This is a genomic window from Streptosporangium sp. H13245 (genome assembly GCF_055690525.1).
In genome coordinates, this window is record NZ_JBSZKT010000057.1 from 19,211 (window position 1) to 35,961 (window position 16,751).

Consider the following 16,751-nt stretch of genomic DNA (forward strand, 5'->3'; position numbering starts at 1 on the left):
GTTAGTACCAGTTCTAGCTTGGTTCACCTCACGACGCTCCAACTGGCCTAGAGGTGGACGCAACACGATGAACTCAACCCTCCATTCACGCGGCCGCCTCATGGCCGTCACGGCGCTCGCCGCCGCCGGGGCTCTCCTGCTCTCGTCCTGCGGCTCGGGCGGGGATTCCGGTCCGGCGGCAAACCCCTCGGCCGCTGCCGGGGGCGGCGACCCGATCGTCGCGCTCCTGCTCCCGGAGAACCAGACCGCGCGCTATGAGGCACGCGACAAACCGACGTTCGAGAAGCAGCTCGCGGAGAGCTGCCCGAAGTGTCAGCTCAAGTACTACAACGCGGCGGGAGACGCGGGTAAGCAGCTCAGCCAGGCCGAGTCGGCGCTCACCGAGGGGGCGAAGGTCCTCGTGATCGACCCCGTCGACTCCAACGCCGCCGGTGCCATGGTCGCCGCCGCCCGCCGGCAGGGTGCGAAGGTCATGAGCTATGACCGGGTGATCTACAAGGCCGGCGTCGACTACGGGGTGAAGTTCGACAACGTCCAGCAGGGCGCCGTCGGCATGCAGTCGCTGATCGACAAGCTCAAGGCGGACGGCAAGACCTCGGGCAACATCGTCATGATGAACGGCGACCCGGTCGACTCGGGTGCCAAGCCCGAGAAGGAGGGCGCGCACAGCGTCGTCGACAAGTCCGGCTTCACCGTGGCCGCCGAGTACGACACCAAGGGCTGGTCGGCCGCGAACGCGCAGAACCAGATGCAGCAGGCCATCACCAAGATCGGCGCCGGGAAGATCGACGGCGTCTACGCCGGCAACGACGGCATGGCCACCGGGGTCATCGCGGCGCTCAAGAGCGCGGGCGTCGATCCGATGCCGCCCGTCACCGGCCTCGACACACAGCTCGACGCCATCCAGAAGATGGTCGCCGGCGACCTGTACGAGAGCACGTACCTGCCGGTCGAGACCGAGGCCCAGATCGGGGCCAAGGCCGCGGCCGCGCTCGCGACGGGCCAGGCGCCCGCGGGTGACCTGCTCAACGGCACCATCGACGACGGAACGAACAAGGTACCGGCGTACCTGCTCGAATCCATCGCCGTGACCATGGACAACATGAAGGAGATCCTTCTCGACGGCGGTTACCTGACGGTCGAGGAGATCTGCACCGCCGACTACGCGAAGGCGTGCGCCAAGGCGGGGCTGCAGTAGGTGTCCTCTCTCTCCACCGGTGGTGCCGCCCAGATCGTCGCGGTCGACCTGGGCGGCACCACGGCGCGCGCGGCGCTCGTCGGCCCGGACGGCGTCGTGACCGCCCGGCTCAAGGAACCCGTACGGCACGGCGCCGCGCACGAGCAGGTCGCCGACCTCATGACCCGGGTCGCGGGCGACAGCGGAGCCGTGTCCGCCGTGGTCGGGCTGCCCGGACGCGTCGACCGCGTCCGGGGCCGTCTGCACGTGGCCAAGAACCTCCCCGCGACCGACCTCGGCCGCCTGTCGGCCGAGCATCTCGGCCGGGCCACCGGCCTCGCGGTACGCCTCGCCGGTGACGCCGAGCTGGCCGCGGCGGGCGAGGCGTACTTCGGCGCGGGGTCCCGGACGGGAACGACGGCCTATCTCACCATCTCCACCGGTATCGGCGCGGCGGTGGTGAGCGAGGGCCGGGTGCTGGCGGGCCGCGTGTCGGGCTTCCAGATCGGGTTCCTGCACCTGCTCGGCGCCGGACGCCCCATGATCGAGCTTCTCGGCTCGGGCCAGCGCGTCCACGAGGTCGCGCGCGAGCTCGGCACCGAGGTCGACTACCGCACGCTGACCGAGATCGCCTCCAAAAACAACGCCGAGAACGCCGCCTCGGACGACGCCGAGATCGCCTCCAAAAACGACACCGCGGACGACGCCGAGAACGCCTCCGGGAACGACGCCGCGGACGGCACGCGGGCCGCCCGCGAGGTGGCGGGCCGCGCGCTCGCCGACATCGCCGACGCGGCGGCGGCGGCCGCGATCCTCATGTGCCACGTCGGCTCGCCGGACGTGCTCGTGGTCGGCGGCGGGCTCGCCCGTGCCGCGGGCGCCGCCCTCCTCGACGAGATCGACCGGCGCGTCCGCGACGCCGGAACCTCGCACGTCTCGTGGGACGTCGAGGTGCGCCCCGCCCGGTGCGGTGACGACGCCGGGCTCCTCGGCGCGGCCGTCTGGCACCTCGCCGAACCATACGCGGCCGCCGCCGCGGCCCAGGACCAGCACAGCACGACCAGGAAGAAAGGAGACAGCGATGACACCAACCGGTGAGAGGACGGACGCGCGCCCGCCCGCGGCGCCGCCACTCGTGCTCGAACTCGAGCACATCAGCAAGAGCTTCGGCGCGGTACGCGCGTTGAGCGACGTCAGCATGAGCGTCGGCACCGGGGAGGTCGTGGCGCTCGTCGGCGACAACGGAGCGGGCAAGTCCACGCTGATCAAGACGATCGCGGGCGCGCATCCCCGGGACGGCGGCACCATGTCGGTCAACGGCGAGCCGGTGTCCCCGCGCAGGCCCATCGACTCGACGCGCCTCGGCATCGCGACCGTCTACCAGGACCTCGCGCTGTGCGACAACCTCGACATCGTCGCCAACCTGTTCCTCGGGCGCGAGAAGAACCACAGCGGGTTCCTCAGCGCGCTCGACATGGAGCAGGTCGCCGTCGGGCTGCTCAAGCGGCTCTCCGTGAAGATCGCGGATCTGCGCGCGCCCGTCTCGTCCCTTTCCGGCGGGCAGCGGCAGTCGGTGGCCATCGCGCGGTCCCTGCTCGGCGACCCGGCGCTGGTGATCCTGGACGAGCCCACGGCGGCGCTCGGCGTGGAGCAGACCGCGGAGGTTCTCCAACTCATCGAGCGGCTGCGCGCGGAAGGGCACGCGGTGCTGATGGTGAGCCACAGTCTCGCCGACGTCTTCGACGTGGCCGACCGGATCGTCTGCCTGCGGCTCGGCCGCAGCGTCGCGGAATTCCCCGTCGAGGGGACCACGGAGGAGCAGGTCGTCGCCGCCATCACGGGCGTCGCCGACAGCAGTGCCCAAAAGCGCCGGATGCGGCGCCGAGGCATGACACAGGAGGGAACGTGAGCACAGCCACGGGCCTCGCCCCCCAGGGCACCGTCCCGGCAGAACCACCCCGGGGAAGCTGGTTCCGCCAGCCCCTGCGGCGGCTGCGTACCGGCGATTTCGGGCCGCTGCCCGTCATCCTCGGGCTCGTCGTCATCTCGCTCGTCTTCCAGCTCGCCAACGACCGTTTCTTCTCCCCGCAGAACATCTTCAACCTGAGCCAGCAGATCGCCTCGACCGGCGTCATCGCGCTCGGCGTCGTGTTCGTACTGGTCATCGGTGAGATCGACCTGTCGGCGGGGTCGGTGAGCGGCGTGACGTCCGCCGCCATGGTCGTGCTGAACATCAACGCGGGCTGGCCGCCGGTCCTGGCGATCGTCCTCGCGGTCGTCTTCGGCGCCGCGATCGGCCTGTTCCACGGGGCCGTGTTCACCAAGCTCGGCGTTCCGTCGTTCGTGCTGACCCTGGGCGGGCTGCTGGCCTGGCAGGGCGCTCAGCTTCTCGTCCTCGGCAACCAGGGCACGATCAACCTCCCCTACGACGGCGCGATCGCCGCGCTCGCGAACACCACGCTCCCGGCGTGGATCGGCTTCGTGGTCGCGGTCGTGTACGCGGTGGGGGCGGTGGCCACGACCTTCCGTACCGGCAGGCGGCGGCGCGAGCGCGGGCTGATCGTACGGCCGCTGACCGGGGGGCTCGTCCGCACGGGGGTGATCACGGTGGTGATCCTCGCGGCGACGGTCGTCTTCGCGCAGTGGCACGGCATCCCGCTGTCGCTCGTCATCTTCCTCGGGCTCGTCGTGGTCGTCGACGTGCTGCTGCGCGGCACGACGTTCGGCCGCAAGCTCTTCGCCGTCGGCGGCAACGCCGAGGCGGCCCGGCGCGCGGGCATCCAGGTCGGCACGGTCAAGGTCATCGCCTTCACGATCGCCTCGTCCCTGGCGGCCTTCGGCGGTGTGCTCGCGGCGTCTCGCCTGTTCGCGGTCAACCAGGCGAGCGGCGGCAGCGACATCCTGCTGAACGCCATCGCCGCGGCGGTCATCGGCGGCACGAGCCTGTTCGGTGGCCGTGGCAGCGCCTACTCCGCGCTGCTCGGCATGCTCGTCATCGGCGCGGTCTCCAACGGCATGGATCTGCTCAACCAGACCTCGGCCGTGAAGTACATCATCACCGGCGGGGTGCTCGTCGCCGCCGTCGTGATCGACTCCCTGGCACGACGAGGAAGGGTGGCAAGCGGCAGATGAGTGTCAAGGCGTTTCTCAGACAGGGGTTCATCCCGTTCGGCGAGGCCGTGGCGCAGGAGACCGGGAGGCTCACCGAGGTCGCCCCCGTGCTGCGGGAGCGCGCCCTCGCGGCGGCGGCCGAGATCGGCAGGCCCGCACGGCTCACCTTCATCGGCATCGGGGCGAGCCTCGCCGCGCTCGCCGCGCCCGTCGCCCATCTTTCGGCGTACGGCATCCCCAGCATCAGGCTCAACGCGGCCGAGGCGGGGGCCTCCGGCGACGGCGCGACGCTCATCGCGCTGTCGCAGTCGGGCCGCAGCCGCGAGACGGTCGACGTCATGCGCGCGGCCACCGGCCGCAGGCTCGCGGTCGTCAACGTCACCGGCTCGCCGATGGCCGAGGCCGCCGACTCGGTGCTCACCCTCGGCGACCTGCCCGACAGCCTGGCCTCGACGATCGGCTTCACCGCCTCGGCGATGGCCGTCTCGATGCTCGCCGAGATCTGGACCGACGGCGAGCCGTCTGCGGCGTGGCTGAGCCTGGGAGAGCGGCTGGCGGAGTTCCGCGCGGCGCGGTCCGCGCAGGCCGAGGAGATCGCGGGCCTGCTCACGGCGGCGTCCGTCATCGACATGGTGGCGCCGGCCGACCAGATCGGCGTCGCCGAGGGCGGCGCGCTGCTGCTCCGGGAGGTGACGCGGGTCCCGGTGGCGCCCTTCGAGACGCGGCAGTACCTGCACGGGCTGATGGAGTCGACCAACCCCACGACCCTGCACGTCATGCTGGACGGCGCCGACGACGGGCAGGTCGTCCGGGCCCTCGGCTCGCTCGGCCGGCAGATCGTCGAGTTCCGCCGGGGTCCCGCCACCCACGACGTGCAGACCCTGGTCGTGCCGATCGAGGCACAGAGCCCTCTTGAGGTGCCGATCTTCGTGGCGGTGCTGCTGCAGGAGGTGGCGTTGCGCTCGGCGGGCGCCCGGGGCATCGACCCCGACGAGTTCCTGTTCCTCGACACCGGCACCAAGCTGGACGACGGTGAGTGAGCCGTCCCGGCCGGAGCACGCATCGGACGATCGCCATCCATTCGTGCCGTACCGCCCCCCTGAATACGTTCATCCACGACACTTCCAACGGACACAATCGGGGTTATGTCTAGTTCGTCAGTCCTGCACCGCATGGTCGCGCAGCACCTCAGGGAACGCATCGAGTCGGGGGTCATCGCGCCCGGGACGCGCATGCCGTCCGAGCGGGTGCTCGCCGAGCAGTTCGACGTCAGTCGCGTGACGGTCCGCCAGGCGTTGAAGGATCTTGAGAAGGACGGCCTGGTCAAGGTCGTCGCGGGCGCCCGGTGGGTGCGGCGGGAGGCGCCCGGCCTGGTCACCGTCCGCCCGGCCGAGCCGGGGGCGGAGTCGATCGAGGAGGGCGCGACCGGGCTCGTGAGCTTCTCGGACCTCGCGGAGGCGAACGGCCTGACGGCCAGTTCGCGGGTACTGAAGTGCCTGACCCGCGCGAGCTCCCTGGACGAGGCGGACCTTCTGGGCATCGCACCGGGCGCCCCCGTCGTGGAACTCGTCCGGCTGCGGCACCTCGACGGCATCCCCACGCTGATCGATTTCTCGCTCATCCCCGAAGGGCTGGCGCCGGGGCTGGGTGAGCTCGACTTCACGACGACGTCGCTGTACGGCACGCTCGCCGAGCAGTACGGACTGCACGCGATCGCCGCCGACTGCGTCATCGAGGCGCGCGGCGCGGCCCCCGAGATCGCCGAGAGCCTCGGCCTGCCCCCGGGCGACCCCGTCCTTGAGATTGTCCAGACCACGTTCGACGAGAACCAACGAGTCGTGCAGTGGTGCCGCAGCGTCTACCGCGGCGACCGTTACCGCTTCCGGGCGGCCCTGGAAGGCGCGGCCGGCACCTTACGCCGCCCCCGCCCCCGCGCGGCCGCCGAGGCGACGGGCCGCGTCGTCCCAGATCTAGCGAGGTTGTACAGATGAGAGTTTCCGCACGTGGCGCCGTGATCGGCGGCGCCTGGGTGAAGGGTGACGTGGAGGTCGGCGACGGGCGGCTCATCCGTGCCGGCCTGCCGTCAACCGGGCGGGGGTATGTGCTCCCCGGCCTCGTCGACCTTCAGGTCAACGGGTACGCGGGGGTCGACTTCAACGCGGCGACGGCGGAGGAGTTCGAGGCGGCGTTCGCGGCCCTCACCCGCGACGGCGTGTTCCACGTCCAGCCCACCGTCATCACCGACTCCGAGGAGAACGTCGCCGACCAGCTGCGCGTACTGAGGACGTTGCGGGAGGCGAGGCCACGCGGCGCGAAGGTCGTCGGCGTGCACGCCGAAGGACCGTTCCTGTCCCCGCACCACCGCGGCGTGCACCGGCCCGAGTACCTGCGTGACCCCGACATCGGCATCGTACGGCGGTTCCTGGACGCGGGCCCGCTGCGCACGATCACCGTCGCCCCCGAACTGCCCGGCGCCCCCGAACTGATCGCCTGGGCCGCCCGGCAGGGAGTGATCGTACAGGCCGGGCACTCGGGCGCCGACGCGCCGACGGCTCATGCCGCGTTCGACGCGGGTGCCCGCGCGGTCACGCACCTGTTCAACGGGATGATCTCCTTCGGACACCGCGCTCCGGGCATCGCGGGCGCGACGCTCGCCCGCGAGGACGTCGCCATCCAGCTCATCGCCGACGACATCCACCTGTCGCGCGAGACCTCGCTGTTCGCGCTGAAGGCCGCCGAGCACCGCACCATGCTCGTCACCGACGCCGCGTCACCCGCCGGGGCCGGCGACGGCGTCTTCACGGTGGGCGGCTTCACGGTCACGGTCACCGACGGGGTGCCGCGCCTTCCCGACGGCACGCTCGCGGGCAGCACGGTGACGCTCCTGCAGCAGGTACGCAAGCTCGTCGAGCACGACTGGCCCATCGACCGCGCCGTGAACCTCGCAAGCCGCGCGCCCGCCCGCTTCTACGGGCTCACCGGTGTGGGCGAGCTGACCCTCGGCGGACCGGCCGACCTGGTGGTGACCGACGAGAACGTCGACGTCGAACGCGTGCTCGTCGGCGGAGAGGAGTTCGTGGCGTGAACGTCCTTCCCCGCGGGCTCATCGTCTCGCTCACCCCCTCCCCGCAGTCCCCCTGGCAGGACGTGGACGACGTCGTCCGGCTGGCCGCCGCCGCGAAGGCCGGAGGCGCCGTCGCCGTCAAGGTCGACGGGCCGGACGCGGTGCGCGCGGTGAAGCGCGCCGTCCCCGGCTTCACCGTGCTCGCCGTGAACATCGACGACTCCCACGGCGGGGTCGTACGCATCACGCCGACGCTCGCCCACGCGGCCGCCCTCGTCGAGGCCGGTGCCGACGTCGTGGAACTGGAGGCGGACTCGGCGGCGCGGCGGCACGACGGCCAGGACCTGTTCGAACTGATCTCCTCGTTCGCCGCGTTCGGCGTGCCGGTGAAGGCCGGTGTGCCGGGACTCGACGACGCGCGCACCGCCGTACGGGCGGGCGCGGCGATGGTCAGCTCGTCGACCATGGGGTATCCCGCGAAGGCGAACACGGGGCCGCTGCCCGATCTCGGGCTGGTGGAGACCCTGGTGGCCGGTGCCGGGGTGCCGGTCGTCGCCGAGCGCGGCTACTCGGCGCTCGCCGACGTCCGCGCGGCCATGGACGCCGGCGCGCACGCCGTCGTGGTCGGCTCGGCCATCGTCGACCCGGTCTGGCTGACCGCCCGTTTCGCGGGCGCGGCGTCCATCTCCGTCCCGTAGCTCCACAGCTCCACAGCTCCACGCGAAACCGGCCGGAGGCCCGCGGGAACAACGGGCCCCCGGCCGGGTCACGCGGGAGAGGCCGGGCGCGGCGCCACCGTTCTTCCAGTCTTCCAGGAAACGACGTGCGTGCCGCCGCCGGTGATGTGCGCCTCGCCGGAACACCCACCGGAGTGATCGGTCGTGTGCACGGCGCCGAAGGCGGGTACTGGCAGGCTGGGGTGTCGTCAACGAGCGTGTCACCAGCCGACAGCCGGGTTGATCGCCCAGGCCAGGCGATGGTTCTCCCGGGGAGAGGGCGAGTGCCCCGAGCCGTCACGGTCTTCAGAACACGCCGTTGACCTGCGACTTCTTACTCGTTTGGGCCTGGTGGCACATTCGTTGGCGGCTGGCCTGCCTGGCTCAACCGCATCACCGCCCCGGAGAGCAGCGGCCTGGACGGCGTCGACGTCTTGGTCATGGTCCTGGGCGAGGCGCGGCGCGGTGCGGCGGCACGAAGGTGGTGGCGATCGGCGTCGGAGGCACCTTCGCCACGATCCACCGCCAGGTCGACGGCTTCCTTCTGGAGATGAGCGTGCGCAGCGACGGCCGCCTCGATTGATCTTCCTGGGTAACTCTGCTCACGATGGAGGCTCATCAGGTGTTTCATTCCCTGATGACTGATTACCGTCCGGGGTGTTGGAGCCCTTTTCTGCTTCGGGTTTGCCGGCCTTCACCAGACGCGCCCGCTCGCCGGTGACCTTCAGCCGCCATCCATGCGGCCACAAAACCTCCTTCCGGCGGTGCGGCCGACACTCACGCGTAGACCGCTCCCAAAAGGGGGACAGGTCTCATCCTCGCCACCGAACGGGCGACCGGTTGAACCGTCCAGCCCGAGCCGGACGCACTCCTTGCCTGTCGCTTTCCGCCCTCGTGGCACCGCGTTGAGTCCTCCAGGGAACCACTTCCCGCACCTCCGCCGACGGCATGAATCCGCGACTCGACCGCTCGCGGCGGTCAAACTTAAGGCGATGCCATGTTTCTCCAACGAATTTAAATATCCGCATTTATGTGGCAATGAGGTGAAAATAACCTTTTGCCGCTGGCTGGGAGATTCCGCCTGATGCCGCGATTAGTCTGAGAGATGTTCGGCGCCGTATCGACGTGTCCCGAGGCCCGGAACCGACGCGCGTCATCCCCGTCAAGGCGGGGTTCGGTCCTCACCACGGTCCTCATCGCGACCCTCACTTCAGGGAGTGATCTCTGATGCTCAAACGTCTGCTCTTCGCCGTCACGCTGGCGGCGTCCACTCTCATCGTCGCCGGAACCGTCACCGCGCAGGCTTCCAGCTCAAGCGTCTGCGCATCGGCCCGGCACGTCGCCCCGGGGGCGCCTCCGGACAGCCAATGCGCCTGGAGGGACGACGGCTGCTACTACTGCTACAGCTACAGGACCGGACGCTGGGAGCAGCAGCACTGCGGTGGCGGCTCCAACGACTAGCCTCCCCCGGCGACCGGCTCCAACGGACGGCGGCCCCGCGAAGCAGTACCTCGCGGGGCCGCTCCACGCGTGCTTCGGGTGGGTACGGAAGCGGCGGCCATGCCCAGCACGTACCCGGGCGGCATCGCCAAAGCCGTCGCACCCGGCTCGCGTGAGTTGATCCCAGGCTCGCCCCAACACGGTCAGAGCTCTACGAACCCGTCCGAGAACCACGCTGTGAGCGGCTCCGTCGCCGGGCACTACGTCCTTACACAGCGCCGCGATGCCCACCGAGCGCGTCGCCCAAGATCCAGCACCCTCGACACGTTCAGGCTCAGCTGGCCGTACGACCAGGCTCTGCGGCGCTCACCCCTGTGGCCTCGATGCGGCCGGATCCGGTAGACCAACCGGCTGCGCCTACCTTCTTCGAGCCGTGATCAGGCGCTGCATGAGGATGAAGGCGAACAGCAGCAGTCCGATGAAGATGCGCGTCCACCAGGAGCTCAGCGTGCCCTCGAAGCTGAGGATCGTCTGGATCAGGCCGAGGACGAGCACGCCCATCACGGTGCCGAACAGGTATCCGGAGCCGCCGGTGAGCAGCGTGCCGCCGATGACCACCGCGGCGATGGCGTCCAGTTCCATCCCGGCCGCGTGCAGGCCGTACCCGGACAGCATGTAGAAGGACAGCAGCAGGCCGCCGAAAGCCGAGCAGAATCCGCTGACCGCGTAGACCGTGATCTTCGTACGGGCCACCGGAAGGCCCATGAGCACGGCCGACTGCTCGCTGCCGCCGAGGGCGTAGACGTTTCTGCCAAACCGGGTGTGACGCAGGACGTACATCGCCACGACGACCACGACGGCCGCGATCACCACGCTGGGTGAGATCCACAGATCGGCGCCGAGGTCGATTCGCGTCTGGGCGAAGGCGGTGAACGTCGGGTCGTCGATGGGGATCGACGCGGTGTCGATCACGTAGCACAGGCCGCGGGCCAGGAACATCCCGGCCAGCGTGACGATGAACGGCTGGATCTCGAAAAAGTGGATGATCGCGCCCATGCCGAGGCCCAGGGTCACGCCGATGGCCAGTACGAGCGCCATGACCGGCACGGCGGGCCAGCCCTGCTTCAGCAGCGTGGCGGCGACCATGGTGGACAGCGCCACCACCGAGCCGACCGACAGGTCGATGCCGCCCGTGAGGATCACGAAGGTCATGCCGACGGCCACGACCAGCAGGAACGCGTTGTCGATGAGGACATTGAAAACGACCTGCCCGCTGGCGAACCCCTCGTACCTGATCCCACCGGCGACGAACATGGCGATGAGCAGGGCGGTTGTGACCAGGGTGGGGAGGTGGTCGCGCGGAAGGCCGCGCAGGGCCGGGACGGTCGGGGTGGTCACGCCGGGACCCTCGTCTTCTCTTGCGCCGCCGGGGATGTGCCGGTGGGCGGGCGCCGTCGGCGGATGACCTTCGCGCGGAAGGCCGGGGATTGGAGCAGGCACACGATGGTTACCACGAGTGCCTTGAACAGCAGCGTCGTCTCCGGCGGCACGCCGATCGAGTAGATCGTGGTGGTCAGGGTCTGGATGACCAGCGCGCCCAGTACGGTGCCGCTGAGCGAGAACCGGCCACCCGACAGCGAGGTGCCGCCGATGACGACGGCGAGAATGGCGTCCAGCTCGATCCACAGGCCGGCGTTGTTGCCGTCGGCACTGGAGACGTTCGAGCTGATCATGAGACCGGCGATCCCCGCGCACAGCGCGCAGAACGTGTAGACCGTCACGATCACCCCGCGCGCGCCGACGCCCGCGAGGCGGCTCGCCCTGGCGTTCCCGCCGACCGACTCGATGAGCAGGCCGAGGGCGAGCCGCCGGGTGAGGAACGCGGTGAGCGCGAACACGACGAGCACGATAATGATCCCGAACGGGATCGTGAGCCAGTAGCCTCCGCCGATCAGCTTGTACGGGACGCTGTTGACCGTGAGGATCTGCCCGTCCGTGACGAGCTGGGCCAGACCGCGGCCGGCGACCATGAGGATCAGTGTCGCGATGATGGGCTGGATGCCCACGCTCGCGACGAGCAGGCCGTTCCAGACACCGAGTCCCAGCGAGAGCGCGAGCGCGACGCCGGCCGCGCCCAGCATGCCGCCGACCGAGTTCTGGTCGCCCAGGTCGCTGATCCACAGGCAGGCCAGCGCACCGGAGATCGCCACGACCGAGCCCACCGACAGGTCGATCCCACCGGTCGCGATCACCAGCGTCATGCCGAGCGCGACGAGGATCAGCGGCGCTCCGAACCTGATGATGTCGATCAGGCTGCCGTAGAGGTGGCCATCCTTCATCTCGATGCTGAGGAAGTTGTCGGTGAACGCCACGTTGAGCGCCAGCAGGGCCGCCAGGATCACCACGGGCCAGAACAGGCGATGCCTGAGGAACGCTGTGCGGAACGCCGTCATGACGCCGCTCCGCTCGCGATCGTCTCCGTCAGGACGTCGGTGGTCAGGCGTTCGTCGTTGTCGACCTCGGTGACGAGCCTGCGGTCGCGCAGCACGGCGACCTTGTGGCTGAGCCGCAGGACCTCCTCCAGTTCGGCGGAGATGAACAGCACGGCCATCCCGCCGTTGGACAGCTCGGCCACCAGGCGCTGGATCTCCGCCTTGGCGCCGACGTCGATGCCGCGGGTGGGCTCGTCGAGGATGAGCAGGCGCGGTTCCAGGATGAGCCAGCGGGCCAGCAGCACTTTTTGCTGGTTGCCGCCGCTGAGGTTCCCGGCGGGCTGCTCGGGGTTGGCCGGGCGGATGTTCAGCGCGGCGATGTATCCGCCGACCAGCTCGTCCTGCCTGTGCCGGGGCAGCGGCCGGGTCCAGCCGCGCGCGGCCTGCAGCGCGAGGACGATGTTCTCCCGCACGGTGAGTTCGGGGACGAGTCCCTCCGCCCGCCTGTTCTCCGAGCAGAAGGCCAGTTTGTGGTGGATCGCCGCCCTCGGCGTGCGCAGATTGACCGTTTGCCCGGCTATCCGCAGGGAGCCGCTGTCGGCGTGGTCGGCGCCGAACAGCAGGCGGGCGAGCTCGGTGCGGCCGGAGCCGAGCAGCCCGGCCAGGCCGACGACCTCACCCTCGCGGATGGTCAGGGTGAACGGCTCGATGGCCCCGGCGCGGCCCAGCTCACCGGCCTGCACGAACGGCTCGCTCTCCCGGGCGAGCGGCTTGCCCTCCAGCCTCTCCAGGTCGGCGAGTTCGCGGCCGATCATCTTGCCGACCAGGTCCACCTGGCTCAGCTGGTGGGTGAGGTACTCCCCCACCAGCCTGCCGTTGCGCAGAATCGTCATCCGGTCGGCGACCTCGTAGATCTGGTCGAGGAAGTGTGAGACGAACAGGATCGCGATGCCCTGCTCCTTCAGCCTCCGCATCACCCGGAACAGCTGGGCGACCTCGTTCGTGTCCAGGCTGGAGGTCGGCTCGTCGAAGATCAGGACTTTGGCCTCGATGTCCACGGCCCGGGCGATGGCGACCATCTGCTGGATGGCCAGGGAGTGCGTCGACAGAGCGGTGGAGACGTCGAGATCGAGGTCGAGGTGGCCCAGCAGCTCGGCGGCCCGGCGCCGCGTCTCCCTCCACCGGATACGGCCAAAGCCGCGCGGTTCGCGGCCGATGAAGATGTTCTCCGCGACCGAGAGGTTCCCGCACAGGTTGACCTCCTGGTAGACCGTGCTGATACCGGCCCGCTGGGCGGCCAGCGGACTGGAGAAGGCCACCTGGCGGCCCTCCAGTTCGATCTCGCCCTCGTCGACGTCGTACACGCCGGTCAGTACTTTGATCAGGGTCGACTTGCCGGCGCCGTTCTCCCCTATCAGCGCGTGCACCTCGCCCGGCAGCAACCGGAAGTCCACGGCGTCCAGCGCCTTCACGCCGGGAAACTGTTTGCCGATCCCGCTCATCCGCAGGATCGGCCCGGGGTGGGCCATGCGGCGCTCCTTTCTTCCACGGACACGGGTCTTCCACGGGTCTTTCACGGGCACCGGGCCGCCCCCGCGTCAGGGGCGGCCCGGTCCGGCTCAGTACTGGCGGGTGGGCAGGGCTTCCTTGGCCTGTTCCTGGGTGAAGGTGGTCTCCTCGGTCACCACCCGGGCCGGCAGCTGCTCACCGGCGACGACCTTCTTGGCCAGGTCCATCAGCTGGGGGCCGAGCAGCGGGCTGCACTCCACGATGAAGTTGATCTTCCCGTCGGCCAGGGCCCGCATCCCGTCCTTCACCGCGTCAATGGTGATGATCTTGATGTCCTTGCCCGGCACCTTGCCCGCGCCCTCGATCGCCTCGATGGCCCCCAGGCCCATGTCGTCGTTGTGCGCGAACAGCACGTCGATGTCCGGGGTGGACTTCAGGAAGGCCTCCATCACCTCCTTGCCCTTGGCCCGGGTGAAGTCGCCGGTCTGCGAGGCGGCGATCTTGAACTTCGGATCGGCCGCGATCACCTCCGCGAAACCCGCCTTGCGGTCGTTGGCCGGTGCCGAACCGGTGGTGCCCTGCAACTCCACGATGCTCACCGGATCGGCGGAGTCCTTGTACTCCTCCACCAGCCACTGCCCCGCCTTCTTGCCCTCCTCCACGAAGTCCGAGCCCAGGAAGCTCTTGTAAAGGGTGGTGTCGGCCGAATCCACCGCCCGGTCGGTCAGGATCACCGGGATCCTGGCGTTCCGCGCCTCCTTCAGCACCGTGTCCCAGCCCGACTCCACCACCGGCGAGAACGCGATGACGTCGACCTTCTGCTGGACGTAGGACCGGATCGCCTTGATCTGGTTCTCCTGCTTCTGCTGGGCGTCGGAGAACTTCAGCTCGATCCCGGCGCTCTTCGCCGCCTCCTGCACCGACTTGGTGTTGGCGGTACGCCACCCGCTCTCGGCGCCCACCTGGGAGAAACCCATGGTGATCGTGCTGTCGGCGGGGTTAGCCGAGGTGCCGCTGTTTCCGCAGCCGGTCATCGTCAACGCGACGGCACCGACCGCGATCAGTGCCGAAATCCTGTGCAACACGGGGGGTCCTTTCGTGATGTGAGCGCTAACATTTACGTGGCGTCAGCGCCCTTCCTGCTTCCGTGGGCAACTAGCGCATCGTCGCCGTACCGGCTCCGAGAACGAGACGGGGAGGCACGACGTGACGCTCGCGCACGTCTGGCCCCCCTGTCTCGATCCGCCGCCCGAGCACGTCGACGCCGCGCCCGCCCACGGCCCCGAAGTCCTGTCCGATGGTCGCGAGAGGAGAGCGGCCGGCCGGGCCGCTGACGTGCCGGACCGTCTCGTGCCCGAGGTCCGGCAGGTGCCGGGTCGCCAAACGCCGTGAAGCGACCACTTCGGTCAGATAGCCGGTGACATCGGGCGCCCCCGCCCTGTCGGCGGTCCGAGGACTCACGAGGTCGCGCCGGTAGCCCGGCAGGTCGATCGCGCACGGAACCCGGATCCGGGTCTCCGCGCCGACGTCGGGGTGGTCGTCGAGCACACGCGAGACCGTCTGGTGCGACACGCCCGCCATCTTCGCCACGTCCGCCATGACAGGCGGGCGACGCCTCGGGCCAGGTCCCACCCGACGCTCCTCTCGTGCGATCTAGGAAGACTGTGAGCGTTAACACCATGTCGCGTCAAGAACTTCACATGTCACGGTCCCATCACGCCGAAACCTTTTGTTAACCAACCATCGGCCTGCGGCGGGCGGAACGCGGGAGCGGCGGAACAGGCACGGTGGCACTGTGCGACGTGGGCCTGGAGGTGTTTTAGATGAAACGCGACGGCGAGACCGTGCTCGCCGTCAACCACCCGCCGTCAGCCGGTACGGCGGCCGGGCGGCGACAATTCCATCGCCCATTACGGCCACCTAACGGTCGACGGCAGTGCCGATGACCATGCCCTTGGTGACGGACCCCTTCAACCGCCCGGAGCACCGTGACCGGCGGGAGACAAGGGGCGAGATGACTTTGTCGTACGGCGGGAAAACGGCGGGAGAACGGCGGGAGAACGGCGCCGGGGCGGCGGGAAATCCACCGGCGGAGAATTCGCCTGAAAGCATTTCCACGGCTCGGCGGCAAACCCGTTTCACGGTCTGCCGAAGGGAGAATGCGAGCGCCAACGAATAGCCGCGTGCCAGTTTCGTACTTCGCCGAGGCCGGTTCCTGCCGGACCGTGTGAGCGACCGTCCCGCTCACGTCAGACGCGGGTCCGGAGCTGGAGGTCGATCAGGGTGGACAGCCGCCGGGGCACTCCGCCGATGCGCAGCGGCATCGTGCGCGAGATCGCAGGTCCGCGCCCGGTCGGCGGTGTTCGCGTCGATCCGGTCGATACGCCGGCCGGGGAGCCCCTGCCGCCGACAGCTCGTGTGGCCGACGGTCTGTGTTCGCACCACTCACCGGCGGGTGTGGTGGCTCGGGCGCGTCGCGGGTGTCCTCGGTCACCCGAGGACGGCGAGACCCGACGTGTCTGGCCGATCCGGGCTTCGCTGTGCGGGAAACTCTCCTGTCAAGAGATCGGCGACCGTAGGGGGGAACCCGCGGACGTGGTGTCTGTCCGAGAGTCACGGTCGCCGCGCGTGTTTTCGGGGAGGCAGTGAAATGTGAGCGTTAACATTTCGCCTGCCGGTCGTGGCTCCTTCTCCGTCGAACGGTTGTGGTGGTGGTGCGGAGCAAACACGAGGCGGGGAGAAGCTGTCAAGAGTACGAAACATGACGTGCCGACAGAGGTGGGAGGCAGGCGCGGCTCACCTGGTGCTTCACGGGTCGCCGGACAGTCCGAGGTGATGAAAATTTCACGAAAGGCGTCTATGTCCAGGTGACAGAACCGCGGCTTTTCGGGGGCCGGGAGACGTTGGCGCAGGTGCGGGACATGGGGAGCAAGAACCTTTCAGGATGAGCTTGACACATTTTGTAATAGTTTCCACACTGAGTCCCCGAGACGGCCCCATGCCGAGTCGGTGGTGAGCATCCGGGGCCGTCGACCACGACGCCCGGTGGTGTGCGTTCCCTGATGACGGGACGCGGCGTCGATCCTGCGGGTTTCCCCTCGCGACTGTTCGCTTCCGCGTTTCCGTGATCCAGTTATGGAGGCTCAGAGATGGGCTCAAACGTCATACCCCCGTCCGGTACCCGACGATCCTTGGGCGGCCTTCGCCGGGCCCTGGTCGCCGGTGCTCTCGGCACCCTCGTGCTCGGTACGCTCACGGCGGTGACCGGCCAGGTCTCCGCCGGTGCCACCTCCGCCTCCGCG

General features: G+C 69.4%; 14 protein-coding genes. 9 read left to right on the forward strand and 5 right to left on the reverse strand.

All coding sequences use genetic code 11. From position 1 onward, the window contains the following. The first annotated feature begins 67 nt into the window (after window positions 1-67). The 9 genes from ACW9TB_RS37985 (at window position 68) to ACW9TB_RS38025 (ending at window position 9,529) form a co-directional block, all read left to right on the forward strand. A complete protein-coding gene (locus ACW9TB_RS37985; RefSeq protein WP_472752963.1) occupies window positions 68-1,198 on the forward strand; it encodes a substrate-binding domain-containing protein in 1,131 nt (376 codons plus the stop codon). After that, window positions 1,199-2,275 (forward strand): ROK family protein, encoded by a 1,077-nt coding sequence (locus ACW9TB_RS37990; protein WP_472752964.1) that lies wholly within the window; start codon window positions 1,199-1,201, stop codon window positions 2,273-2,275. Then, window positions 2,259-3,086, forward strand: coding sequence for an ATP-binding cassette domain-containing protein (locus ACW9TB_RS37995; RefSeq protein ID WP_472752965.1), 828 nt, complete (start codon window positions 2,259-2,261; stop codon window positions 3,084-3,086). Before ACW9TB_RS37990 ends, ACW9TB_RS37995 begins: the two co-directional genes overlap by 17 nt. Then, a complete protein-coding gene (locus tag ACW9TB_RS38000; protein ID WP_472752966.1) occupies window positions 3,083-4,309 on the forward strand; it encodes a sugar ABC transporter permease in 1,227 nt (408 codons plus the stop codon). Before ACW9TB_RS37995 ends, ACW9TB_RS38000 begins: the two co-directional genes overlap by 4 nt. Further along, window positions 4,306-5,328 (forward strand): SIS domain-containing protein, encoded by a 1,023-nt coding sequence (locus ACW9TB_RS38005; protein WP_472752967.1) that lies wholly within the window; start codon window positions 4,306-4,308, stop codon window positions 5,326-5,328. The genes ACW9TB_RS38000 and ACW9TB_RS38005 overlap by 4 nt, the downstream gene beginning before the upstream one ends. Before the next feature lie 105 nt (window positions 5,329-5,433). Beyond that, complete coding sequence (locus ACW9TB_RS38010) at window positions 5,434-6,279, forward strand: GntR family transcriptional regulator (protein WP_472752968.1); 846 nt, start codon at window positions 5,434-5,436, stop codon at window positions 6,277-6,279. After that, window positions 6,276-7,373 carry an N-acetylglucosamine-6-phosphate deacetylase gene (nagA, locus tag ACW9TB_RS38015; RefSeq protein ID WP_472752969.1) on the forward strand — a complete coding sequence of 366 codons (1,098 nt, stop codon included), beginning with the start codon at window positions 6,276-6,278 and terminating at the stop codon, window positions 7,371-7,373. The genes ACW9TB_RS38010 and nagA overlap by 4 nt, the downstream gene beginning before the upstream one ends. Further along, on the forward strand, window positions 7,370-8,050 hold the full coding sequence (locus ACW9TB_RS38020) for a hypothetical protein (protein WP_472752970.1): 681 nt from the start codon (window positions 7,370-7,372) through the stop codon (window positions 8,048-8,050). Before nagA ends, ACW9TB_RS38020 begins: the two co-directional genes overlap by 4 nt. Window positions 8,051-9,295: 1,245 nt before the next feature. After that, complete coding sequence (locus ACW9TB_RS38025) at window positions 9,296-9,529, forward strand: hypothetical protein (RefSeq protein WP_472752971.1); 234 nt, start codon at window positions 9,296-9,298, stop codon at window positions 9,527-9,529. A gap of 396 nt (window positions 9,530-9,925) precedes the next feature. On the opposite strand, the gene yjfF is transcribed toward ACW9TB_RS38025, so the two are convergent. The 5 genes from yjfF to ACW9TB_RS38050 all read right to left on the reverse strand — a co-directional run bounded on the left by yjfF (window position 9,926) and on the right by ACW9TB_RS38050 (window position 15,048). Continuing rightward, on the reverse strand, window positions 9,926-10,906 hold the full coding sequence (gene yjfF / locus ACW9TB_RS38030) for a galactofuranose ABC transporter, permease protein YjfF (protein ID WP_472752972.1): 981 nt from the start codon (window positions 10,904-10,906) through the stop codon (window positions 9,926-9,928). Continuing rightward, entirely contained in the window at window positions 10,903-11,961 is a 1,059-nt protein-coding gene (locus tag ACW9TB_RS38035) for an ABC transporter permease (RefSeq protein WP_472752973.1), read from the reverse strand. Before ACW9TB_RS38035 ends, yjfF begins: the two co-directional genes overlap by 4 nt. Then, window positions 11,958-13,469, reverse strand: a complete 1,512-nt coding sequence (locus ACW9TB_RS38040) for a sugar ABC transporter ATP-binding protein (RefSeq protein WP_472752974.1) — start codon at window positions 13,467-13,469, stop codon at window positions 11,958-11,960. Before ACW9TB_RS38040 ends, ACW9TB_RS38035 begins: the two co-directional genes overlap by 4 nt. Window positions 13,470-13,559: 90 nt before the next feature. Continuing rightward, complete coding sequence (locus ACW9TB_RS38045) at window positions 13,560-14,534, reverse strand: ABC transporter substrate-binding protein (protein WP_472752975.1); 975 nt, start codon at window positions 14,532-14,534, stop codon at window positions 13,560-13,562. Window positions 14,535-14,604: 70 nt separating this feature from the next. Next, a complete protein-coding gene (locus tag ACW9TB_RS38050) occupies window positions 14,605-15,048 on the reverse strand; it encodes a LacI family DNA-binding transcriptional regulator (RefSeq protein ID WP_472752976.1) in 444 nt (147 codons plus the stop codon). Window positions 15,049-16,751 lie beyond the last annotated feature (1,703 nt).

Excerpts from the sequence above, each read along its gene's own strand:
- ACW9TB_RS37985 (WP_472752963.1), top strand. The coding sequence starts at position 68 with ATGAACTCAACCCTCCATTCACGCGGCCGCCTCATGGCCGTCACGGCG.
- ACW9TB_RS37995 (WP_472752965.1), top strand. The coding sequence starts at position 2,259 with ATGACACCAACCGGTGAGAGGACGGACGCGCGCCCGCCCGCGGCGCCG.
- ACW9TB_RS38005 (WP_472752967.1), top strand. The coding sequence starts at position 4,306 with ATGAGTGTCAAGGCGTTTCTCAGACAGGGGTTCATCCCGTTCGGCGAG.
- ACW9TB_RS38010 (WP_472752968.1), top strand. The coding sequence starts at position 5,434 with ATGTCTAGTTCGTCAGTCCTGCACCGCATGGTCGCGCAGCACCTCAGG.
- nagA (WP_472752969.1), top strand. The coding sequence starts at position 6,276 with ATGAGAGTTTCCGCACGTGGCGCCGTGATCGGCGGCGCCTGGGTGAAG.
- ACW9TB_RS38025 (WP_472752971.1), top strand. The coding sequence starts at position 9,296 with ATGCTCAAACGTCTGCTCTTCGCCGTCACGCTGGCGGCGTCCACTCTC.
- ACW9TB_RS38035 (WP_472752973.1), bottom strand. The coding sequence starts at position 11,961 with ATGACGGCGTTCCGCACAGCGTTCCTCAGGCATCGCCTGTTCTGGCCC.
- ACW9TB_RS38040 (WP_472752974.1), bottom strand. The coding sequence starts at position 13,469 with ATGGCCCACCCCGGGCCGATCCTGCGGATGAGCGGGATCGGCAAACAG.
- ACW9TB_RS38050 (WP_472752976.1), bottom strand. The coding sequence starts at position 15,048 with ATGGCGGACGTGGCGAAGATGGCGGGCGTGTCGCACCAGACGGTCTCG.